The sequence below is a fragment of the Pedobacter sp. AJM genome (assembly GCF_002197755.1).
GTDB lineage: Bacteria > Bacteroidota > Bacteroidia > Sphingobacteriales > Sphingobacteriaceae > Pedobacter.
This window is the reverse complement of record NZ_NHOT01000001.1, coordinates 566,189-589,663: the sequence shown is the minus strand read 5'-3', so window position 1 is coordinate 589,663 and position 23,475 is coordinate 566,189. Positions and strand designations below refer to the sequence as shown.

At 39.7% G+C, this 23,475-nt stretch carries 21 protein-coding genes; 11 read left to right on the top strand and 10 right to left on the bottom strand.

Going from position 1 to position 23,475, the window contains the following annotated elements; translation table 11 throughout:
* Positions 1–49 precede the first annotated feature (49 nt).
* Positions 50–1,039 carry an aldo/keto reductase gene (locus CBW18_RS02495; protein WP_088299656.1) on the bottom strand — a complete coding sequence of 330 codons (990 nt, stop codon included), beginning with the start codon at positions 1,037–1,039 and terminating at the stop codon, positions 50–52.
* Positions 1,039–1,437, bottom strand: a complete 399-nt coding sequence (locus CBW18_RS02490) for a DoxX family protein (protein ID WP_088299655.1) — start codon at positions 1,435–1,437, stop codon at positions 1,039–1,041. Before CBW18_RS02490 ends, CBW18_RS02495 begins: the two co-directional genes overlap by 1 nt.
* A 178-nt stretch (positions 1,438–1,615) precedes the next feature.
* Here CBW18_RS02490 and CBW18_RS02485 point away from each other — a divergent pair, with 178 nt between their 5' ends.
* Genes CBW18_RS02485 through CBW18_RS02470 form a run of 4 tightly spaced genes read left to right on the top strand, consistent with a single transcriptional unit; the run spans position 1,616 to position 4,504 of the window.
* A complete protein-coding gene (locus CBW18_RS02485) occupies positions 1,616–2,443 on the top strand; it encodes an ATP-binding cassette domain-containing protein (RefSeq protein ID WP_088299654.1) in 828 nt (275 codons plus the stop codon).
* Positions 2,444–2,449: 6 nt separating this feature from the next.
* Positions 2,450–3,259: a hypothetical protein gene (locus tag CBW18_RS02480; protein ID WP_088299653.1), complete on the top strand. Its 810-nt coding sequence runs from the start codon at positions 2,450–2,452 to the stop codon at positions 3,257–3,259.
* Positions 3,260–3,276: 17 nt separating this feature from the next.
* Positions 3,277–3,651 carry a GntR family transcriptional regulator gene (locus CBW18_RS02475; RefSeq protein ID WP_088299652.1) on the top strand — a complete coding sequence of 125 codons (375 nt, stop codon included), beginning with the start codon at positions 3,277–3,279 and terminating at the stop codon, positions 3,649–3,651.
* A 4-nt stretch (positions 3,652–3,655) separates the two neighbouring features.
* Complete coding sequence (locus CBW18_RS02470) at positions 3,656–4,504, top strand: hypothetical protein (RefSeq protein ID WP_140418621.1); 849 nt, start codon at positions 3,656–3,658, stop codon at positions 4,502–4,504.
* Positions 4,505–4,684: 180 nt separating this feature from the next.
* Here the strand turns inward: CBW18_RS02470 and CBW18_RS02465 are convergent, their stop codons facing one another.
* From CBW18_RS02465 to CBW18_RS02455, 3 genes are all read right to left on the bottom strand, one after another.
* Positions 4,685–5,599, bottom strand: a complete 915-nt coding sequence (locus tag CBW18_RS02465; protein ID WP_088299650.1) for a DUF6263 family protein — start codon at positions 5,597–5,599, stop codon at positions 4,685–4,687.
* 8 nt (positions 5,600–5,607) lie between these two features.
* Positions 5,608–6,378 carry a zinc-dependent peptidase gene (locus tag CBW18_RS02460; RefSeq protein WP_088299649.1) on the bottom strand — a complete coding sequence of 257 codons (771 nt, stop codon included), beginning with the start codon at positions 6,376–6,378 and terminating at the stop codon, positions 5,608–5,610.
* A gap of 62 nt (positions 6,379–6,440) precedes the next feature.
* On the bottom strand, positions 6,441–7,454 hold the full coding sequence (locus CBW18_RS02455) for a Gfo/Idh/MocA family oxidoreductase (RefSeq protein WP_253248944.1): 1,014 nt from the start codon (positions 7,452–7,454) through the stop codon (positions 6,441–6,443).
* A 116-nt stretch (positions 7,455–7,570) separates the two neighbouring features.
* Between CBW18_RS02455 and CBW18_RS02450 the strand changes: the two genes are divergently transcribed.
* Positions 7,571–7,915, top strand: a complete 345-nt coding sequence (locus CBW18_RS02450; RefSeq protein ID WP_088299647.1) for a hypothetical protein — start codon at positions 7,571–7,573, stop codon at positions 7,913–7,915.
* A 283-nt stretch (positions 7,916–8,198) separates the two neighbouring features.
* On the opposite strand, the gene CBW18_RS21320 is transcribed toward CBW18_RS02450, so the two are convergent.
* From CBW18_RS21320 to CBW18_RS02440, 3 genes are all read right to left on the bottom strand, one after another.
* Positions 8,199–8,342 carry a hypothetical protein gene (locus tag CBW18_RS21320; RefSeq protein WP_172406421.1) on the bottom strand — a complete coding sequence of 48 codons (144 nt, stop codon included), beginning with the start codon at positions 8,340–8,342 and terminating at the stop codon, positions 8,199–8,201.
* A gap of 139 nt (positions 8,343–8,481) precedes the next feature.
* Positions 8,482–9,666, bottom strand: a complete 1,185-nt coding sequence (locus CBW18_RS02445) for a class I SAM-dependent rRNA methyltransferase (RefSeq protein ID WP_088299646.1) — start codon at positions 9,664–9,666, stop codon at positions 8,482–8,484.
* A gap of 123 nt (positions 9,667–9,789) precedes the next feature.
* Positions 9,790–10,824, bottom strand: coding sequence for a LacI family DNA-binding transcriptional regulator (locus CBW18_RS02440; RefSeq protein WP_088299645.1), 1,035 nt, complete (start codon positions 10,822–10,824; stop codon positions 9,790–9,792).
* A gap of 259 nt (positions 10,825–11,083) precedes the next feature.
* On the opposite strand from CBW18_RS02440, the gene CBW18_RS02435 reads away from it, so the two are divergent.
* The 5 genes from CBW18_RS02435 to CBW18_RS02415 all read left to right on the top strand — a co-directional run bounded on the left by CBW18_RS02435 (position 11,084) and on the right by CBW18_RS02415 (position 19,682).
* The gene (locus tag CBW18_RS02435) at positions 11,084–14,314 is read left to right on the top strand and encodes a TonB-dependent receptor (RefSeq protein ID WP_088299644.1); all 3,231 of its coding nucleotides are present in this window, start codon (positions 11,084–11,086) and stop codon (positions 14,312–14,314) included.
* 18 nt (positions 14,315–14,332) lie between these two features.
* Positions 14,333–16,168, top strand: coding sequence for a RagB/SusD family nutrient uptake outer membrane protein (locus CBW18_RS02430; protein ID WP_172406420.1), 1,836 nt, complete (start codon positions 14,333–14,335; stop codon positions 16,166–16,168).
* Between the two features lie 18 nt (positions 16,169–16,186).
* Positions 16,187–17,833: a DUF4957 domain-containing protein gene (locus tag CBW18_RS02425; protein ID WP_088299643.1), complete on the top strand. Its 1,647-nt coding sequence runs from the start codon at positions 16,187–16,189 to the stop codon at positions 17,831–17,833.
* Positions 17,834–17,915: 82 nt separating this feature from the next.
* Positions 17,916–18,938 carry a pectinesterase family protein gene (locus tag CBW18_RS02420; RefSeq protein WP_088299642.1) on the top strand — a complete coding sequence of 341 codons (1,023 nt, stop codon included), beginning with the start codon at positions 17,916–17,918 and terminating at the stop codon, positions 18,936–18,938.
* 3 nt (positions 18,939–18,941) lie between these two features.
* A complete protein-coding gene (locus tag CBW18_RS02415; protein WP_088299641.1) occupies positions 18,942–19,682 on the top strand; it encodes a rhamnogalacturonan acetylesterase in 741 nt (246 codons plus the stop codon).
* Positions 19,683–19,885: 203 nt separating this feature from the next.
* On the opposite strand, the gene CBW18_RS02410 is transcribed toward CBW18_RS02415, so the two are convergent.
* On the bottom strand, positions 19,886–22,204 hold the full coding sequence (locus CBW18_RS02410; RefSeq protein WP_088299940.1) for a TonB-dependent receptor: 2,319 nt from the start codon (positions 22,202–22,204) through the stop codon (positions 19,886–19,888).
* Positions 22,205–22,364: 160 nt separating this feature from the next.
* Complete coding sequence (locus CBW18_RS02405; protein ID WP_172406419.1) at positions 22,365–22,652, bottom strand: hypothetical protein; 288 nt, start codon at positions 22,650–22,652, stop codon at positions 22,365–22,367.
* 148 nt (positions 22,653–22,800) lie between these two features.
* On the opposite strand from CBW18_RS02405, the gene CBW18_RS02400 reads away from it, so the two are divergent.
* Positions 22,801–23,373, top strand: coding sequence for a TlpA disulfide reductase family protein (locus CBW18_RS02400; protein WP_088299639.1), 573 nt, complete (start codon positions 22,801–22,803; stop codon positions 23,371–23,373).
* The last annotated feature ends 102 nt before the right edge of the window (positions 23,374–23,475 follow it).

Genomic DNA, 23,475 nt, shown 5'->3' with positions numbered 1-23,475 from the left:
ATTTATCTGCCTATTTTGCTTTCCCTTTACATGCGTTGCGTTGATGAACTTAAAAACCTGCGCTTTTCAGTTCTGTGTTGATCAGCTGAATTTCATCTGCTGATAACTTCACATTGATAGCTTCAGCATTCTGAACGGATTGTTTGGCATTTCTGGCCCCAACCAAAGCAATGGTTATCCCTGGACGCTCCACTGTCCACCTTAAAACCAACTGAGAAAGTGACGCATTTTTTTCATCGGCCAGGGGCTTAATCTTATTTAAAAAAGCATTTGTTTTTTCAATGTTTTCATCCGTAAAAAATTTAACGTCCTTCCGGTGATCGCCTTCTTCAAACTGATAACCCGGTGTAATTTTTCCGGTCAGCAAACCACGTTCCATCGGGCTATAAGCCAAAACAGATTTATTATTTTCAATGCAGTAGGGAACTGTTTCATCTTCAACGCCGCGGTTGACCATACTAAACGGAATCTGGTTGGAAATAATCTCTAAAGTTTGGTCAGCCTCCTTCAGCTGTGCTGCATTATAATTGCAAACCCCTGCATAACGCACTTTTCCCTGTTCCATTAACCTGCTCACGGCCTCAAAAGTTTCGCTGATGGGCGTGGTTACATCCGGCCAGTGAATCTGGTACAAATCAATATAATCTGTTCCCAACCGTTTTAAAGATTGCTCACATTCATAAATTATACTTTCCTTACCTGCATATTTATAAATATCAATGTCTTTGCCCTCATTGTTTTTACTTTTGAAACCAAAATCGCCTTTGGCTAAATCCCAGCGCATACCAAATTTGGTTACAATCTGCAGTTTATCTCTGGAAATTCCTTTAATGGCATCGCCAACAATTTGTTCACTATCACCCTGACCGTAAATCGGAGCGGTATCAATAGAAGTTACACCTAAATCGTAAGAAGCTTTAATGGCGTTAATGGCATCGTTGCGGTCTGTGCTGCCCCACATCCACCCACCTGCGGCCCATGCGCCAAAAGTAATTACTGAAAGTTCTAAATCTGATTTTCCTATTTTTCTATATTCCATTATCTTTTTTTTATCATTTGATCAATTGCATAACTGTTGTGTGGTAAGTAAGCCAGTAACACAGATAAGAAGGCAATGTGCATGAGCTGTGAAGGCAAGGCTTCCCAATTTTCGATCATGGTGGTGCCAAAAATAAGGGCCAGCGAAACGGCTCCGGCTAACAGTAATCCCTGCCTGGTGAACAATCCGGTTAAAATCATTAGTCCTGATGCAAATTCCAGTAAGGGTAGGGCGTAGCTAAAAGGCAATACCAAAGCTTCAGGCAGCCATGATTTAGAAAATTGTTCCATCATCCAGTGGCTAAAACCATCAAGTTTTGGTAAACGAACCAGCCCGTGTCCGAAAAAGCTTAATCCGATTGCCATTCTGCTTAATAAATAAGCCTGTTTTGTATCCATGATTATTGCGTTACTGTTAAAGATACAATCTCTATATGGATCATGTTTTAATATAAAAGAGCTTTTCGTGCATTTTACAAACAAGTTATAAACGGTCTCTGTAAATAAAAAAATAAAAAATTTGGAGATATCAGAAATCAACTTTAGATTAGTGTATTATTTAACTAATACAGTAAGTATGATAAAAGTTAACAATCTTCATTTTGGATATGGCAAAAATGGTCCATTATTCAAAAACATCAGTTTCCAGTTGCATGCTGGTCATATTTATGGTTTGCTTGGCAAAAATGGCGCTGGCAAATCGAGTTTATTGAAAAATCTGGCAGGCCTGGTTTATGCGCAAAGTGGTACGCTGGATGTTTTTGGATTTAATCCGGCTAAAAGAACACCGGCTATGCTTGAACAAATTTGCTTCATTCCGGAGGAGTTTTATTTGCCTGCCGTTAAAATTGATGCTTATGTCAATGCCAATGCTCCATTTTATAAAAAATTTAATCATGATTATTTTACTGAGTTGATTAAAGAATTTGATATCCCGGTAAATCAGAAACTCATTCACATGAGTTACGGACAAAAGAAAAAGGTCATTATTGCATTTGCATTGGCTACACAAGCCAAACTGATTATCATGGATGAGCCTACAAATGGACTGGATATTCCTTCGAAGGCACAGTTCAGAAAAATAATGGCTTCAGCCTTAACGGACGATTGCTGCATCATTATTTCCACGCATCAGGTGAGGGATCTGGATAATTTAATTGATACGGTGATGATGCTGGATGAAAACAACATCGCTTTACATGCTTCAGTAGAAGAAATTACGGAAAAACTAACTTTCAAGAAAATCAAATTGGTTGATGACAGCATTATTTATGCTGAGCCCTCATTGTCAGGATATAATGCCGTAATGCCAAATTATCACCAGGAAGAGAGCAAGCTCGACCTTGAACTGCTGTTTAATGCTATACTGACCGAGAAAACAAAATTTAAACCTTATTTTAATTAAGTACCTATGAGCAATACCTTCAACTTTAACCGGTTCGGATTACTGGTAAAAAGACAATGGATGGATTTTGGGAAAATTTATTTGGGAACGCTGATTGTGCTGGCCGGAATCATATTTGCCTTTTATTCTTATTTTATCCCATCTACTGGAGATCATAATATTCTTGATCATGATGGCAATCTAGATATGCGTTTCAGATACGGCCTTTTTCTGATGCTGGGCTTTCTGTTCATCAGTATCACTTCCAGTACTTACTTTAATAATTTTGGTCAGAAATCAAGAGCCATACATGAACTGATGATCCCGGCTTCAACCTTTGAAAAATTCATGGTCGGCATTTTTTATACCGTAGTGGTAACCTTGTTTGGGTATTTACTGGTTTTTTATCTGATTGATCTGGGTTTTGTGAAATACCTGAACGCCAACCTGTCGGCCTTTAAATCTGCTGCAGACATAAAAACACCATTGAAAATGACAGATGGCCTTTTTGATCAGGTGATGAGTGATCAAAAATACCTTAAATATTGCAGTGCTTTCTTTGCGTTTCCATTTTTAGTTATAAGTCTTTTTCTTTTAGGTTCCATTTACTTTAACCGCTTCCATTATATTAAAACAGCTGTTTCAGTTGTGGTTTTTACCTATGCAGGTGGTTACCTGATTTATAAAACCGGTGACTTACTTACCAGGAATATGACAAGGATTAATCTTCATATTAAAGAGATTGATGTGCTGACCTGGATATTTCTGGTGAGTGCCATTATTACCCTGGTTTTATGGTTCATCACTTACATCCGCCTGAAAGAGAAAGAAGTTTAACATTAAAAGGTATACATATGGAATTTAGAGATAATAAGGCAATATACCTGCAAATAGCAGATTATGTTTGCGAGCATATTTTGCTGGAAAAATGGAAGGCTGAAGAAAAAATACCATCGGTGAGGGAAATGGCGGTTGAACTGGAAGTGAACCCGAATACCATTATGCGCACATATGAATTATTACAAACTAAAAATATCATCAGTAATAAAAGGGGAATAGGTTTTTTTGTAGCGGAGAAGGCCATAGACCAAGTAAAAGATTTTAGAAAAGCACATTTTATAGATGATGAGCTACCCGTTTTATTCCGAAATATTTACTTGTTAAACATCAGCTTTGATGAACTGCAACGTAAATATGAAACTTTTGTTAATGAAAATTTTAACGCTTAGAATTATGAAAACAAGTAATAAATTATTAATCGCGCTTGCAGCATTGCTGATTATTGTTCCCATTTTGGTGATTGCCACCTACGTCAAAGTAAATTATATCACAATAAATGAAGCCGTTAAAAATAATGAAGGCTTAACACATTTTAACACTAAAACACCTGCATTCGTATCGCATAAAATCGATCAGGCATTTAACCTGATAAACATCAATGGTTCAGAAAAGGCGATATTAAATCTGACCTTAGTAGAAAACCCAGCATATGGGTATAAAATTTCTGAGGATAACGATCAACATTATCAAGCCATTGTTGATGCCAATGGAAGGTTGAATATTTCCAGAAAAGCAAATCAGGACGACGATAAGTATGTTTTAAACCTGGTGATTTTTGCACCGAAATTTAATCAGCTTGCGGTTGCAGATGTTTTGCAGCTGGAGCTGAATATAAAACTCAAGCAGCTTGACCTTGATCTAAAGAATATAAACAGTGTTTCATTTGATCAGAAAACGAAGATTTCGCAATTAAATGTAAATGGTGATCAGGTAAATGACTTCTCCTTAAGCCATAATGAAGTGAATGAACTGAAGCTAAACATGATGGATGTTGAGTTCAGAAGCACTTCATCTTCCTACAAATCATTAGCGCTTACATTATCCGGGAAATCTGATATTACCATTTCAGGAGATGACATTGATGGAAATAAGTACCAAATTGATCGTTTATTGATTACGGATAAGGGCAGTTCAACCATTTCATTGGATAAAATTAAGGTTATTGAGGCAATGGGAAATTTCTCAGACGCTACGAAAATCAATACCCCGGCAAGATACATGAAGCAATTTTACGGGAAGTAATCGTTAAAATAAAAACAACTGGCAATACTTAAGGATAAATTCGTTCTTGCGAACAGAAGGGCAGGATTTAAAGCTTGAGTGTAGCAATCTTTCTTACAAAATAGATTGCTTTGTGGACTGGAAGGGTCGCCTTGAAATGACGATTTTTCGATAAGGCTTTTGCGCCAAACCTCATCGGTTTTAAAAACCTGTGGGGTTTACTTGTTCCTTACCCATAATTTTATTAATTCCCTGCAATTCAAAATCAATATTCTGACCACCTGTTTGCATCTTACCCGTTAATTCCATCCGCAAATGACTTTTAAGGATCAGGCCGGTTTTAATATCAAGCTCGGCATCACCAACGTTGGTTCCGGTTAAATCCGTATCGATTGTGTTACCCATACTTTTAAAACTGCCCTTTGAAACTAAAGTGCCGTTAATATTCAGGATAGCAATATTATCCTTTACGTCCTTAAGGGTATACCGTGTAATGGTTTCTACCGGCATGGTCAGCTGCATCCTGGTGTCAACCGTCCAGCTGTCGCCAATTTTGACCGGCTGATCCGGATAGATTTTAAGAGAAGATTCCAGCGTTTGCTTCATTCCCTCTGCATTGAACTGCTGACTTAAACTGGCTTTTATTTTGGTCTTCATCAGCGTGTCTGCCTTCATCTTTTCAACCATAGTATTCACCATTTGTTCTGTTCCGCTTACCGATTTAAGGGTACCATTTGGCAACATCACCATCTGGAATGTTGCATCCTTTAAGCCACGAAATGAATTTTCCTTAGTCGTGTCAGCATCTTCAGAATCCATTTCCATCTGGTTGCCCATTCCTTTAGATTTCATGAAAATACGCTTATAAGTCACCTCGATATTTTTCTCCTGCCCTTCGCCATTTCGGATATCGAACAGGTAATCTGTGCCGATATTCTGGCTCAGGTTGATGCTGTGTCCGGCCATTTTCTGGTTAATCACCTGATCGGAAATCAAGGTGAAATCATATTTTTTTCCGATAGGAAAGTTTTGCCTGAGCACATATTTTTTCTGGGCACCTGCAGTTATACTTATAAGAATAAGTCCTAGAACCGGGAATATTTTGAATACATTCATTTTATAAGTTAAACAGGTTGCTGCGCAAAAATTCTGCTCAGTGCATGGTATAGATCAGGGTGTTTCTCTTTCAACAGCTCTGGTTTTTCGAAAAAATATTCTGAAACTACTGCAAAAAATTCTGCTTCGTTGGTGATGGCATATGGGTTGATATCTGATTGATTATCTTCAATTCTTTCCATTTCTTCGTGCATCATTTTGATCCAGGGCAAAGTATATTCATGTGCCATCAGATTTTCCGGAACACCATCGGTAGCACCATCAGATTTATCCAAAAGATGTACAAACTCATGAATGGCTGTATTTTCTTTTCCGGCACTTTTTGAAAAACCATGCCGAAGCGCAGAACGCGATAAAATCATTTGTCCGTTCATGTAGCCTGTTCCTACCATCCCGGCAATATTCCGTTCGCCACCTTCAAACTGAAAATCTTTGTTAAAGGTATCCGGATATAACAACACGCTGCTTAAGTTTTTATACTGCCAGTCGGTAAAACCGAAGATGGGAATTACGGCGCTGGAAGCAATCAGCAATTCATCTAAGGTAGTCATGTCTAACCCAATGCCTTCTATTCTAACCGTGCTGAAAAATTCTGCCACCTTTTGCTCAAACTTAAGTTTATCAGTGGAGTCAAGGTTATGATAATACCCCACATAATCATCCAGAATCTTTCGGTCTGTATCAGTTAAAGGCTCAATAGCAGGCTTCTTTTTACGCAAAATAAAATAAAGTGCGATTAAAAATATGGGAATTAAATAGGCAAAAGGTAATGAATTCATGCGGGTATTTTTTGGCTATTCAGCCATTGGTTAGATTTTTAAATAATTTTACCTGTTCCTGTTCAGCTTTCCAATATTTCCAGTTGGATCAGTACCTGCTCCCGGCTAACCGGATAAGTTTTGCCAGCTACTATTGACTGATAAACGGCATCAAATAAGGGTAGATAACTTCCAATTTCAGATGGAATAATTTCTTCGGTTTTATCACCATTTTCATCAATAGTAGTGAGTAAACCTTGCTTTCCTTCAGGTTCAATTCCATAACCGGCATCGGTTAGTTTTTGTCCGGATAGCAATTGTTCTTCCTGTACATCGGCTCTCTCCTTGATGAAACTGCCATTTACCCCATGTAGCACGAATGCAGCCTGTGGATTCACCACCAACATACTAGAAGTAACAAATACATTAACGCTATCATTATAATTAAGCTGTATGGTAAAAAAATCATCAACCACAGTATCTTTTCTGTTTTTACCCAGCGTTTTGTGAAAGCTTTCTGGTTTACCAAAAATGCTGATGACCTGATCAAGCAGGTGTGGACCCAAATCATAAAGCAATCCACTGGCCTCAATCGCTTGTTCTTTAAAGGCTTTTGGTCCGATTACATTTCTATAACGGTCATAACGCAAATGCATTTCATTCAGCTTTCCGAGTTTACCGCTGGCCAGCACTTTTTTAACGGATGTAAAATCACTGTCCCAACGGCGGTTCTGGTAAAAAAAGATCTGCTTTCCTACTTCATCTGCCAGTTTGAATAGTTCTCTTGCCTGAGCAGAAGTGGCTGTAAACGGTTTTTCAACTAAAATATGCTTCCCTTTTTGAAGGGCTGCTTTCGAGTGTTCGTAATGAAGATTATTTGGCGTATTAATAACAGCCAGTTCTATTTCTTCATCATTCAAAAGTTCATCGATACTGCTGTAACTTAAGATATTGGGATAATCTTTCACCGCATTTTTCTTGCTTCTCTCCACTACGGCTTTCAATTTAAAACCATGGTGTGCATTTAAGAATGGCGCATGAAAAACCTTTCCTGACATGCCATAGGCCATTAAACCAGCTGTTATTATTTTATTCAAATTTGCACTCATAAATTGTGATTGTAAGTAAAAGTACGATTCTAGTTTAAAGTTTTGCGCTAAACTGACAAGCTTTTCAACCTGCGGATGAACCTTTTTACACTATCTTTGCAAATATGAAACCGTCGGAGATTAATGCCAAATGGAAAATATTGCAGGAGAAAATTGCGAAGGAGTTTGATTCTGATTTCCCGGACCTGAAGGTGATGCTTTTTTTGATTGGCGTGCAGGAGTTAGGCAAAGGGCCAAAAAAATATAGCAAAAGGCAAAAAGAAGAACTTATGCATATTGCCACCTGCCGTCTACTCAGCGAAATGGGATTTTATGAGCTGGAAGGTTTAGATCAGGATGGCTGGCCACACTGGAAATTAATCAAGGCCATACCGCCCTATACCATGCTTGAACAGGAAATGCTGATGAAATCTTTGGTGGTGAGTTATTTTGAAGATATTTATTCTTAAGAATTGTTTCCAACAGACAGAGATTCCACGGATCTGGATGGTGGAGAAATTAAGCGTCTCAAGTTCAAAAGGTCTTACCGCTGAAGAACTTCACAAGATTGAGGAAATATCAATTCATCTTCTTTCATGAAATTTAGATTGTTGCCAGTAATTGTTTCCCGCAGATTACGGCGATTCCGCGGATCTGGATGGTGGAGAAATCAAGTGTCGAAAGTTCAAAGGTCTTACCGCTGAAGAACTTCACAAGTTTGAGGAAATATCAATTCATCTTCTTTCATTAAATCTAGATCGTTGCCAGTAATTGTTTCCCGCAGATTACAGAGATTCCGCGGATTTGGATGGTGAAGAAATTAAGCGTCGCAAGTTCAAAGGCCTTACCGCTGAAGAACTTCACAGTTTGAGGAAATATCAATTCATCTTCTTTCATGAAATCTAGATTATTGCCAGTAATTGTTTCCGGCAAATTACGGAGATTCCGAGAGTCTGGATGGAAAATTGAATACGAAGTTTCCATAGCCTAAGTAAGTGTTGAAGAATTTTGCAGGCTGACTTAATAGATTATTTTATTAAAGTACCCTCAATAACAATCCCTTTAAATATTCTCCCTCCGGGAAAGAAATCCGTACCGGATGATCTTCAGGCTGGCAGAATTGCTTAATGATTTGCACCTCTTTACCCGCATCCAGTGCAGCCCAGGCAATAATTTGTTTAAAGGTTTCAATGTCAACAGCACCCGAGCAAGAGAAAGTAGCGAGTAAACCGCCCTTTTCCAAAAGCAACATGCCTAAACGATTTAAATCTTTATAAGCCCTTGCCGCACGATCTAAAGCAGAGCGGGATGGTGCATATTTTGGCGGGTCAAGTACAATGACATCAAATGTTTCTCCGGCATCCTTAAATGCACGCAACTGTTTATTTACATCCGACTGAATTGCATTCACTTTTGCCGGATCAAACTGATTCAAGGCTACATTCTGTTTCAATGTTTCTACCGCCAAGCCAGAACTATCTACACTGGTAATGCTTGCAGCACCATGGGCCAGGCTATTTAAACTAAAGCCTCCGCTATAGCTGAAACAATCTAACACCTTTTTACCTTTGGTATAACTGGCTAAAATATTCCGGTTATCACGTTGATCGCAATAAAAGCCAGATTTCTGCCCTTCGGCAATGTTGATGTTATAGGTAATTCCGTTTTCTTTTACTTCCAGTAATTCTGGTGGATTTTCGCCCCAAAGCAATCCATTTTCAATCGGTAAACCTTCATGTGTTCGGGCGGTCGCATCACTTTTATCGAAGATTCCTTTCGACTGTAGAACAGATCTTAAGATGTCGACAATAATTGTTTTTACCTTTTCGATGCCAGAACTTAAAATTTGCAGAGACAGGAAATTTGCATATTGATCCACAATTAAGCCGGGTAGAAAATCGGCCTCGCTGAACACCAGGCGGCAGGTATTGGTTTCTTCATTCAGGATAAACTGACGGGAGGCGATAGCCTGGGTTAATCTGTTCTGATACCAGTTTTGATCGATGGTTTGGGTTTCATCCCATTCCAGTAAACGAACGGCCACGCGTGAGTTGCTGTTGTAATAACCATAGGCGAGAAATTCGTGATCAAAGGCGAAAACTTTAACCACATCACCATCTTCTGGTTTACCCTTAACTTTTTCTAAAGCTCCGGAAAATACCCATGGATGTCTTTGCAATGCCGCTTTCTCTTTTCCCTTTTTTAATACGATTTCTACCATTCGGCAAAGGTAAGTATTAGTTTGGAAATTGGCGACAGGCGGGGAGCGTAAAGCAAGGAGCCGATAGCCAGTAAGCAAAGTATTTTAAAAAAGTAAATGCGGTGCTCATGTAAGCACAGCTATTTACAAAAATCTGTTTCCTAAAGTCTTTTGCATTTTAACCAATTCAGTATCTAAAACCCTCACTTCAAATTCAGTCACCGGTCGCTTGGCCTCAATCATGGAGATCAGCAATTCTGTTGCCACTTGTCCCATTTCAAAAGCAGGTTGTTTTACCGAAGTAAGGGAAGGGGAGAAGAGTTCAACCAGATTGGAATTGGTAAATCCGGCAATGGCGATTTTATGTGCCACGCCCGGATTGGTTTTTTTCAACGCCATGATACAACCAGTTGTTAACCTGTCGCTGGAAATAAAAATACCATCCGGATTAAAAGGTAAAAGTTCTTTTACCGCCTCTTCCAGTTCAATGCTATGCATGCCGCCGTGCTGGCAATATTTCACCAGTTCTGCTTTAAATTCGATATTATATTTGGCCAGGGCCGCCTGGTAACCTTTTAACCTTTCTCTGGTGATGGAAAGATTTTCGGAATTGGTTAAATGTGCTATCGTTCTCTTTCCTGACAGAATCAGGTGTTCAGTAGCATCAAATGCCCCCTTAAAATTATTGGCAATAACTTTATGTGTTTCAAAGTTTTCAGGTACCCTGTCGAAAAATACGATAGGTAAACCTTTGGCATATAAACTCCGTAAATACTCAATATCCTGGGTTTCAGAAGAAAGTGCAATCAGCAGGCCATCAATAGAACGTGATGCCAGGTGCTCTACGTTGAGTTTTTCCTGTTTACAGGACTCATGGCTTTGCGAAATAATGACATGATAATCCCGATCATATGCGATGGACTCAATTCCATTAATCACCTGTGAGAAGAAATTATTGGCAATTTCACTCACAATAATTCCGATGGAATAACTTCTGCGTTCTTTTAAACTACGGGCAATGGGATTAGCCCGGTAGTTAACCTTTTCTGCATAAGCTAAAACCAGCTTTTTTGTTTCTTCGCTAATCTCGTAACGGTCTCTCAAGGCCCTGGATACGGTAGAAGTGGATAATCCTAAGGCCTTGGCAATATCTTTTATGGTAGAAGTTTCAAATCTCATTTTTCGTGATGCGTACAAGTTACAAAAAATATCTCTTTTCATAATTTTGAAACCGAATTTAATAAACGTTATATAGACGTTTTTGGGAACGATTGCACACTTTTTTAGTTAAATCTGATTTCAATCCATTTTAAGTTTGTAAAATTGTTTCAGTCAACGTAACCAAATATTAACAAACCCAATCATCCCGACTTAGAATTTTCTTCTACAGGCATATGTCCATTTAAACTTAAAACCAAGTATTTATTTAATTAGCATTATGAGCAGAGTTTTTCGCTTTCTATTATTTCTCACTTTTTTCGGGTTTACGGCAGTTTATGCACAAAATAAGCAGTTCACCGGAACCGTAAAAGATAAAGCTGACGGGCAGGCTTTAGTTGGGGTAAGTGTAACCGTAAAGGATTCCAAATCTGGCGTCAGTACGGATGCCAATGGAGGATATAAAATTGCTGTTCCAGGTAAAGGAGCGGTTATTACTTTTGCCTATGTGGGTTATAAAACCCGCGTGGTTACGCTTGGCGATCAGAGTAAATTAGACATTACCTTAGAAGAAGATGCCAATAATTTACAGGAAGTGACGGTAAATATTGGCTATGGTTCAGTAAGAAAAGAAGCATTAACTGGTGCTGTTTCTTCTGTTTCCGGAAAAGATATTGAACAATTTCCGGTAAGTACTGCAGCACAGGCATTGGCCGGAAAGCTGGCCGGGGTTTCAGTAACCACAACAGAAGGAAGTCCGGGGGCAGAAGTAGTGATTAAAGTTCGTGGCGGAAGTTCACTCACAGGCGATAATTCACCACTTTATATTGTTGATGGGATTCAGGTTGAAAATGCCTTATCCATTTTATCGCCAAATGAGATTCAATCCATTGATGTATTGAAAGATGTGGCATCCACTTCCATTTATGGCAGCAGGGGAGCAAACGGTGTCGTGATCATCACCACTAAAAGCGGTAAACCGGGTAAACCAATCATCTCATTTGATGCCTATGCCGGTGCCAGGCAGATTGTAAATAAGCTGGATGTCATGAACCCTTATGAGTTTGTTAAATACCAATACGAACTTTACAATAACAACACTACACAGGATGTTAAGGACAGTTTCTCCAAGCGCTACGGTACTTTTGAGGATTTAGATATCTATCAAAATATTCCGAACATTGACTGGCAGGACAAAGTTTTTGGCAGACAAGCTTTCAGCCATACCGAAGTGTTAAATCTTTCCGGAGGTTCAGCAAAAACAACCTATAATGTTTCTGTGAATAATACGGATGAAGACGGCATCATGCTGAATTCAGGCTTTAAAAGAACTTTTGCCTCCGTTCGGCTGGATCACAAATTTACGGATAAGTTAAGGGCTGGCGTGAATGCACGTTATAGCCATCAGCGTGTGGATGGTGTAGGTACAACATCAACAGGATCACAAGGCACCAATCGCTTAAGAAACTCGGTGCGTTATCAGCCATATTCGGGCGGGAGCGACAGTGGCGATTTATTTGATGCAGATTACCTCACTACAGGTTTATCCAATCCCATTACGCTGGCCAACCAGGAATTGAGATACGATTACAGAAATGACCTGATCAGCAGTGCTTATGCACAATATTCCATTTTAAAAAACCTGACTTTTAAAAGTACTGTAGGTTACAACAGGGTGAGCAGGCACATTAATACCTTTAACGGTCCCGTAAGTAACGTGGCCAGAAACAGCGCAGGCTTACCAGCCATTCAACTGGATACCGTATCACAAAAGTCTTTCATCAATACCAATACCCTTTCTTATAAACCAGATTTGGGTAAAAACCACAGTTTAGATATTCTGGTTGGACAGGAAATTAACATGATCGACATCGATTCCAGGTCTACCACCACTAAATTTTTTCCTATAAATATTTCTGCCGAAGATGCCTTTAAAAGTGCGGCTCCGCCAAATACGGTACAAGAAAGGCCAATATCTTTAATTACCGGAACAAGGCAGTTCTCTTTATTCAGCAGGCTTTCTTATGCCTTCAAAAACAAATATTTAGCTACTGTAAACTTCAGAACGGATGCTTCTTCCTTATTTGCGGAAGGCAAGCAATGGGGCTATTTCCCATCGGCCCAATTGGCCTGGAGGGTAACCGAAGAAAAATTCGTGAAGGACCTGGATCTTGACTGGCTGGAAAACTTTAAAGTAAGGATGAGTTATGGTGCTGCCGGAAACAACCGTATTGGCCAGGATTTATTCAGAACCTTGTTTTACATCAGTTCTACTACTGGTGGTTATGCCGACAGAGATAATGTCGTTACTCCGGGTTTGATTTCCGGTACGGCCACGGGTAATATTTTGTCCAATCCGAATATTACCTGGGAGACCAATCTTTCTAAAAACTTAGGGATTGATATCGACCTGTTCAAAAACAGGCTCTCCCTTAACCTAGATTATTACGACAACAGGACTAAAAACCTGCTCTTAAACGCCAATGTTCCGCAAACTACGGGTTATGCTACCCAACAACAAAATGTAGGTAAAACGCAAAATAAAGGTTTTGAGGTACAATTAAATTATCAGGCGGTAAAAACGCAGAATTTTAATTACACTACCAGTTTTAACATTTCCTTTAACAGCAATAAAATCATTGAACTTCAAAATGGTGTAAACTCCTACATCACCCAATCTGGCTGGGTAAATAGCCTTGGCGATTTTAAAGTAGAAGTTGGTCAGCCTGTGGGGCAGTTTTATGGTTTTGTTTCTGACGGCCGTTATACCATAGATGATTTTACGTCCGTACAAAATGCAACAACGGGTGCCTATACATATACTTTAAAGCCAACGGTTGCCAATAGCAGGGTGCTGTTAGGAAGTCGTGATCCGCAGCCAGGTGACATGAAGGTTAAAAAGCTTTCCTCATCAACCAGCATGATGATTGGTGATGATGACAGGACGGTTTTAGGAACCTCACAGCCGAAATTTACAGGAGGTTTTAATAACCAGTTTGCCTATAAAAACTTCGATATGACGGTTTTTGTCAACTTCAGTTATGGAAGTAAGGTTTACAATGCCAATAAAATTGAGTTTACTTCACAATACAATGTAAAAGACAATAATTTACTTTCTGTGATGAATGATCGCTGGCAGAACTTTAATGCAAATGGGGTGAAAGTTACCGATCCAAATCTATTAACGGCCATGAATGCCAATACCACCATGTGGACGCCAACAACCGGTAATTATGCACTTACCTCCTATGCCATAGAAAATGGTTCGTTTCTGAGAATCAGCAACGTTACTTTAGGCTATACCTTATCGCAGAAATTAATGAAAAGAACTGGTTTCATTTCTAAACTCAGGGTTTACGGAACAGTTAACAATTTATATACCATTACGGGTTATACCGGTTACGATCCGGAAGCCAATACCCGTCGGTCGAACCCGCTCACACCCGGGATAGATTACGCCGCATATCCGCGTAGCAGGTATATTCTTGCCGGTATTAACATGGTATTTTAATCCTAACATTAAAGAAAAATGAACAATAAATTTATAAAATCTGCTTTAATGGTCTTCATAATTGCAGCAGTTTGCTTCAATACCGCCTGTAAAAAATATTTAGATGTGCAATCTCCATCTACCTCCTCACCGGATGTGGTTTTTGAAAGCACTGCCAACACCAATGCAGCTATTATTGGTGTGTACAACAGGCTTTGTGGCGATAACGGATATGGCAACCGGATCTCTACCTTATTTGGTGTCAGTGCTGATGATTTCAGAACCTCAGGGAGCTACAGTTCTTCTGATCGCCGTGGAATAAGTATGTATGGAGCAAGTGCTGATAATACAGATCTTACCAATCCATTTCTGCAACTCTATCAGGGGATAGAGCGTGCCAATATCTGTATTAAATACATTCCGGCTTCCAAACTTTATAACAACGGATCAGAAGCGGATAAAACCATTATGAAACGCTATCTGGGCGAAGCTTTGGCATTAAGGGCACAATTTTTACATGAACTGATCCGCAACTGGGGAGATGTGCCGGTATCTTTCGTGCCATCAGCAGATGCGGAATCACTTTATGGTCCTAATGTAGACCGTAACCAAACCTACGATAAAATTATTGCCGATTTAAAAACGGCAGAAGACCTGGTGCCATGGAGAAGTGGCATTACTGAATATGGAAGTTTTCGCTTTACAAAAGGTGCCATCAAAGCATTGCGGGCCCGTTTAGCATTGGCGCGTGGCGGTTACTCCCTGAAACGGAACCAGATGACGCGCAGCAGCGATTATTTAACTTATTATAAAATCGCATTTGACGAGTGTCTGGATATCATGAATAACAGGTCGGAACATAGCTTAAATCCAAGTTATGAAAACGTGTTTAAAACCCTGCACGGAACCCGACTGGATGATGCACATGAATTGATGTTTGAAGTGGCCGCTTTTGGAAGTAATGCTTCAACCGATAGTAAATTGGGTTATTATAATGGAGTCCGTTTCAATGCCGCTTCTACTTATGGTACGGGTGGTGGCGGGATGAATGCCATTCCAACTTATTTTTATGATTTCGATGTCACTAAAGATTGCCGCAGAGACGTAACCATCGGCGTCTTCGAAATTACAGCTACCTCAAAAAAGATCATCAACACGCTTTTTACCATGACGGATGGAAAATTCCGCAAGTCATGGACAGCCTATAATGGTTCTTCCGCAGCACAAAATTTCAGTGTTAACTGGCCTTTGATCCGTTTTGCGGATGTATTGTTAATGTATGCAGAGGCCGATAATGAAATTAATGGTGCGCCATCTGCTGCAGCAATAAGCGCCCTGCAGGAAGTGCAAAAACGGGCTTACCTGGGTTTTGAAACACAAATCCCTGTTGCGCCAACTGCTAAAACCGAATTTTTTAATGCATTGGTTAAAGAACGGTTATTGGAATTCGGAGGCGAAGCAATTAGGAAATACGACCTGATCAGGTGGAACTTACTTGGAAGTAAATTTGAAGAAACGCGGGCCAAAATAAGGGCACTAATTGCCGGAACAGGCGCATATGCCGGAGTTCCGGATTATATTTATGCGAAGGAAGGAAATTATCTTTTAGGTACCAGTGTAAATGAAGTAGCCACTTTAGATTTGTACGGCGGTACACCCAACAATGTTTTCGCCTCGCCTGGATTGGGTATTGCTTCGGCACCAACAGGATACACCACCAAAAATTGGAGAAAATCTGTAACGGAGGACAATTCAATTACCAGCACTTCAACAGGTATAGCCTTTTATTTCGAAGCCAATAAAAAAGAGCTTTTCCCTTATCCGAAAACTGCTTTGATCGAAAATACCAGCATGGTACAAAACTTTGGTTATTAACGCTTAGAAACATCAATAATGAAAAAAATAATAGCTCAGATCAGCAGCAGATTGGCCATACTTATTTTAATGGCTATGGCACTGAATGCCTGTAAAAAATCGGAAGATCAGCCGGATGAACCTGCCAGACTATTTAAACCTAGTGAAGTTAAAATTACTGCCGGAGAAACTCAAGCCAAATTAACCTGGACAATTCCATTAATGGCCACAGGTAAAACTTTAAAATACAGCATTGATTTCTCTACCGATTCTACCTTTGCAACCATTAAATACTCTGCAACATCAGATACAGCGGGGGTAACGGTTACTGAAGACAATATTCCGGTTCGTACAAAATATTACGCCAGAATTAAGGCCAATGCCACTGCTGATCAACCTGAATCTAAATATGTAAGAAGCAGTGTGTTTCAATTGAGCGGCACACAATTGTTTCTGGCCGTAAGAGATAACGACATTAAAGAAAATAATATTATGCTTCGCTTTAAGCCAACGGCAGGTTTGAGTTCAATTGTACTTACTCCTGCTACAGGTGCTGCCATAACAACATCGCTTAGCACTGCCGATGCAGCTGCCGGTATTAAAACCATTAGCGGAATAACAGCAGGGGTTTTATACAGTGCAGAACTTTTTGACGGCACCAAAAGTAAAGGACTTGTAACGTTTACCACGCTTTTACCGACTAATTACACGGTAAAACTGAATCCTGGTGATGACCTGGCCACAGCTATTACCAATGCTGCTAATGGTGCCATCATCGGATTAAATCCGGGCACTTACACGCTGGCTACTGCTTCATTTATTACGCAGAAAACCATTACCCTAAAATCCACTTCCGGTAATCCATCCGATACAAAAGTCAATTATAAGGAAATAGATCTTGAGGGTACAGGCGCAGGTGTTACGCTTTCAGGAATCGAATTTGACGGTACGGCAGGAGCTGCACTTTATTTTATCAACTTCATTGGTTCTCAGGCAGCAAATGGCTCAGCAGCAACCTTCACCAATGTAGTGGTAGAAAACTGTATTGTACATGGTGCTACAACAGCATTTCTCCGTGGAGACCGAGGAGCTGCCGCCAGGGATTTTAAAATAACTAATATCTCAGTAAATAATACCATCGTTTATGAAATGGGACTGAATGGTTCTTCAGCATACTACACCTTCCACGTGAATAAAATGCAGTTTAATACCATCAGTGTATCTAAATCTACATTTTACAATGCTGGTCCGGGTTTGGTTACAGCGAGTACCACTTATGCCGGTGATGTCGTGCCATCTGTAGCCATCAGTAATTCAACCTTTAATGGCTTTGGAGGGAATGCGAAATATGCCTTGCTGGATGCCGCTGCAAACCCCATTAAATTTACCATACAAAACAGCATTTTTGCAAATACGCCAAAATCAGGTACCGTGAATGCCGCTGCCATCAGGTCAACCGGTGCAGGAAGCACATTGAGTATTACAAACAGTAACTACTTTAACCTGTCAAGTGCTTTAACCGGAGGTACAGCTTTAACCTTTGGCACGGCAACATTAACCAGTAACCAGACACAAAACCTAGGGTGGTCTGCCACAACAACTGATTTTTCTCTTCCGGCAACTTCTGCACTCAGAACTGCAGGTAATTCAGGTGGTGCGATTGGCGATCCAAGATGGACATATTAAAGCCTCTCAATTTTAGTAAAGGGCAGGATTTATTCTGCCCTTTTTTATTGATCTTTAAATCTTAGATTTTAACCTTCTGCATATGCATCGAATCCTTTTATTCAGATATATAGCCCTGTTTATACCGGCTTTGTTTTTTATGCAGGCCAATGCGCAGGATCCCAGGTATCCGGCTGAAATAACTGTTTCACAAGATGGAAGTGGTAACTACAAAACCATTCAGGAAGCTGTAAATTCCACTCGAGATTTGGGTGAAAAGGAAGTCAAAATTTTAGTGAAGAACGGAGTCTATCAGGAAAAACTGGTTATCCCATCCTGGAAAAGCCATATCAGCATTGTAGGAGAAAACAGGGAAAAAACCATTATTACTTTCAATGATTATTCAGGAAAGATAAATTTGAACAAAGATGCTTTTGGGAATGAAAAAATGAGCACGTATACCTCTTATACTGTTCTGGTTCAGGGCAATAATTGCAGGCTGGAAAACCTGACCATCATCAATTCTTCCGGCCGGGTAGGACAAGCCGTTGCGCTTCATGTAGAAGGTGATCGCTTTGTTGCGCGAAACTGTAAATTTTTAGGCCATCAGGATACCCTGTATGCCGCCACAGAAAAAAGCAGGCAGTATTATGTAAACTGCATCATTGAAGGGACTACAGATTTTATTTTCGGAGAGGCTACAGCCGTATTTCAGCATTGTGAAATAAAAAGTTTAAGTGATTCATATGTTACAGCTGCCGCCACTTCTAAAAATCAAAAATTTGGCTTCGTCTTTCTTAATTGTAAACTGATCGCTGATCAAACTGTCAATAAGGTTTATCTCGGCAGACCCTGGAGGCCCTTTGCCAAAACGGTCTTCATCCAATGTGATTTAGGCAAACATATCCTTTCGGAAGGATGGAATGCCTGGAAAGGCGATAAAATGTTTCCGGATAAAGAGAAAACTACTTTTTATGCTGAATACAAAAGCGTTGGTGCGGGCGCATCTCCGGATACAAGATTAAACTGGAGCAGGCAGTTAACGAATCAGGAAGCTAAAGATTATACGGTTAAAAACATATTCAGTAGTAGCACTGATCATTGGAACCCCACCATAAAAAACTAGCACATGAAAACAAAATTTTTTGCCCTTTTTGCTGCAACTAGCCTGATCATCCTGAGTGGATTTTCCTTCATTCAAAAACAAACAACACTTTACATTATTGGTGATTCTACAGCTGCGAACAAGCAGCCGGAAGCTTATCCCGAAACAGGTTGGGGTATGGAACTACAATCGTTTTTTAATGGTGATGTTAAAGTGGAGAACAGGGCCCTGAACGGACGGAGTACAAAATCTTTCCGGGCAGAAAACCACTGGCAGCCCATCCTTGAAAATTTAAAAGCAGGTGATTACGTTTTAATTGAGTTCGGGCATAATGATGAAAAGATTGACAAGCCCACTGTGGGCGTTTCTTTAACTGATTTTAAAATGAACCTGGTGAATTATGTGAATGAAACCAGAAGTAAAAAGGGCATTCCCGTTTTGCTTACACCAATCTCCAGGAGAAGTTTTAAAAACGGCATTTTGAAGGATACCCATGGTGCTTATCCTGCCATAACCAGGCAAGTAGCAGATTCCCTAAAAGTACCCTTGATTGATATGCTTGCTAAAACAGAACAGTTACTGAATAACCTGGGTGATGCAGAATCAGTAAAACTGTTTCTGCATGTGGATGCTGGAAATGTAAATTACCCTAATGGAAAGAAAGATGATACCCATTTAAACCTGGATGGGGCAAAACAAATTGCCGCTTTGGTGGCAAAAGGCATCAAAGAAAATCAACTCAGCATTGCGAAGAGTTTAAAATAATATTCTAAGCGAGGAGATTCAGCTAATCGTCTTTGCCAGGCAGCTTTATCAGCCAACGAAGCAATCTATCATAGGGAGATGGCTTCACGCCGGTACTAAATCCTACCGTACATTACAATGTGTAAAGTATTACATAAAAACGAAAGCCGCAAACTCACCGAATTTAATCTGTGAATCTGCGGCTTTTATAGTCGTTAAATTATTTATTTCACTAGCGTAAAGGGTACATACAAGCCAAAGGTGATATTTCTGCCTGTGTTATAAACGCCCAGATTAGGGTTTTCAGAACTCAAACGTCCTGGCTTATATCTGCTTAAAGCATCATAATATTTCTGATCAAGCAGGTTATTTGCTGATACAGAAAGCTTAACAGGTTGTTTGCCTAATTTAAAGGTTGCGCCGATGCCTGCATTTAGTAGAGTATATCCGCTCGTTGGCGTTTCAAAAGTTTCATCCACGCGATTTTGTTTAAACGCAGAGTTAATGCCAACAGATAAGTAAGCATCATTAGTCCCTTTAAACTTAGGCTCAAAACGAAGTTCGTTTCTCAATGTTCCGGCAGGAATAAAAGCCAAAGGCCTGTCTAAGGTACTATTATGTGCATGAACATAGCCAAAAGTATTTTCGAAATGAATAAAGGGAACCGGATGGATGGTTAAGCTTGCTTCTGCACCGTATAAGTTGGCATTCACCTGGCCATAACGGTAAACAGGATATTGGCTGCCTTCTGAAATGGTCGTTTCGCCATTGGTTGAAGCGTAAATAAAATTGCGGATATAGTTGTTGTACACACTAGCACTTGCACTAATGATTTTACCTTCATATTCTAAAGCAGCATCTACCTGATAACTGCGTTCTGGACTCAGGTTCGGATTACCAACTTCATAACGGAAGGTTCCTTCATGTACGCCATTAGAAGCCAGTTCTGCCGGATTAGGTGCGCGAAAAGCTGAACCTGCATTGGCCTTAAAGTTTAATTCATCATTAAATTGGTGGGTAAAACCTAAAGCACCACTTACATTGGAAAACTTATTCTGGAAAGGAGCAAAGCGTTCTTCGCCATCTACAAACAATTGTTTGCCATTGTTTTTACGATAATCATAACGGGCACCAATACTGAAAGTATTATCTTCCCAGTTCTTTTTGGCATAGGCAAATACACCTAAACCATAAGTATCGTAATTCGGAATTAGAAATTCGTCGTTGGCTTTATTCTGGCTGTGTCCGGCATCTGCACTTAAACCAAAAACAGGTTGCCATCCATTGGTTTCGTGGATGTAGTACTTCAAATCAGCATTATATGTTTTCAGGTCAAAGAATAAAGATGGACTTGGCCCGTCTTCCAGTTCACGACGTTGGTTTTGCTGGTAACCAAAATCTGCCTTTAAATTACCATTGCCCAGAATAAAGTTATTATTTAACGCAATTTTAAAATGTCTGATGTCCTGACGTGGATAATCTAAGCTACGGCTTTTGAATTCAGAATTTAAAAACGGATCTCCGTTTTCCTTTACAAAATTTCCATTGGCATCCAGAAACGGATCATAAAATCCAATGTTATTGTGGAAATTGGAAACGTTCAGGTGAGTATATCCCCAGCTTTTATTCAGTCCGACCATACCACTAAAATCCGTTTCATTGTATCCTGAATTTGGGAAGTATCCGGTAGGTGTTTTAAAAGAATAAGCATTTTTGTAGGTGCCACGGGCTCTCCAAACAAAGCCATTCTCATTTCCAGTCAACATTAAAGAGTTAGCTGTTAAGCCATTATTGGTAGAATAGTTGCTGATCAACTCCCCTTTTACCTGTCCATCCGGAGCTGTACTTGGCTCCAGTAAATTAATTACGCCGCCTAATGCATCCGATCCGTACATTAATGAAGCTGCTCCGCGTAAAACCTCCACACGGTCTGATTTAAACTGATCAATTTCAATTCCGTGTTCATCTCCCCATTGCTGGCCCTGTTGTTTAATCCCGTCATCTAAAGTAACAATGCGGTTATAGCCAAGCCCTCTGATGACTGGTTTTGATATAGAAGGTCCGGTGGTAATTTGTGATACCCCTGGAATTTTGGTCAATGCATCAATCAGGTTAGTAGATGGTGCCAGTAACTGCTCCTTATCTAATACAGCCGATGATGCACTGTTTCGTTTACTGGTACTGCTGATGATGCTACCGGTAATAACAATTTCCCTGGTTTCTATTGCTGTAGGCTGCAAGGCGAAAGTTAAATTGGATGGTTCAGCAAAGTTTACGATTTGTGTAGCTGTTTTGTAGCCAATAAAATGAACCTCTACCAGATAACTTCCCTTTGCAGGCAGGTTATTTAAGGTAAATTCACCTGCTGTATTGGTCACGGCAGTCACTTTTAAATCGGGGATATAAATAGATGCACCCGGCAATGCCTGATTGTTGCTGGCATCTGTTACTTTTCCGGTAATGTCTTTTAAAGTGGCAGCGAAAACCGTACTGCTGAATATGGTATATAGAATCACTAAGCCGATAAGCTGTAATTTTTTCATTGTTTTGTTTTTATAATAAATATCATGAATGGCCACCGAAATATTTCATCAGGGCAGATTCAAAACGATTTTAATTCGTAATAATGGGAATAGTGAGTTAAAAGCTTAGAAAGCCTTGCTCAGGTATTAAAAAAATAGAAGGAATGTACCTTTCAGGAAATCAGGCTAAAGGCGGACCGCGTAAGCTGGTGCTAAGTAACTGGGTATATGAACTCTTGAGTACGGGCTCTTTCCGGCTAAAAATGGTAGCAGAAAGAAAAATGCGATAAACCTGATGGGTTTGCACATAATCCTTTTCAAAACTGGCATTACAAACTAAGCAGGTATCGCTATGTGCCTGAACGTGGGTCAGGTGATGGCAGTTGACTTCCTTCTTAGAAACAGGAATTTCCTGGTGATGGTGTAAAACGCTCCATGGCGTTAAGGCAATAGCAAAGGTAAACAGCATAAATGCTGAAAAATATTTTCTAATATTTTGCTGATGCTTTTTCAATGGCTCAAAAGTAATAAATTATTGATCAAAACAATATCTTTGAAAAGTAACATTGATTATATGTCCATAATGATCAGATTTTCGCTGGCTTAAAGGCTTAAACATGAAATTAATTAAGAGAAATAGTATAAATATTTTGTTTTTCATGCTTTTGCTGACGATTATCTTCGTTCCTGACGCGAAAGCATTTCTCCTGCGTGGTTTGATGACTATCGGATTTTACACACCCGACCCGGTACAAACGGTTTCATCGGCTTCTGATTTGGATGGGATTAAATTTAAAGATATTAAAGGCAAACTTGTTGACCTGGGAGATTTAAAAGGCAAGGTCATTTTCCTGAATTTTTGGGCCACCTGGTGTCCGCCGTGCCGGGCAGAAATGCCATCGTTGCATAAATTATTTACCCAATTTAAAAATGATAAAAATGTCGTTTTCATTTTTGTAGATGCGGATGGAGACCTTAAAAAATCTGCTAAGTTCATAACAGACCGCCAGTATGAACTACCCGTCTATGCCTTCGCCAGTGAAATCCCGAAACAGGTTTTCGAAAGTGCCTTGCCCACAACCGTAATCTTTGACCGGCAAGGCAGATTATCATTCCGGCATGAAGGAATGGCAAATTACAACGATCAAAAGTTCGTAGACTTCATTAATAAACTAAAGAACACCAAATAGCCTTCTTTCCATGAACTGTGCATTATCAAGAAATTTGACCTACATAATATTTATTTGTGATATATGTAGCTGACTACGTATATTTGTGTTATAATTTTGATA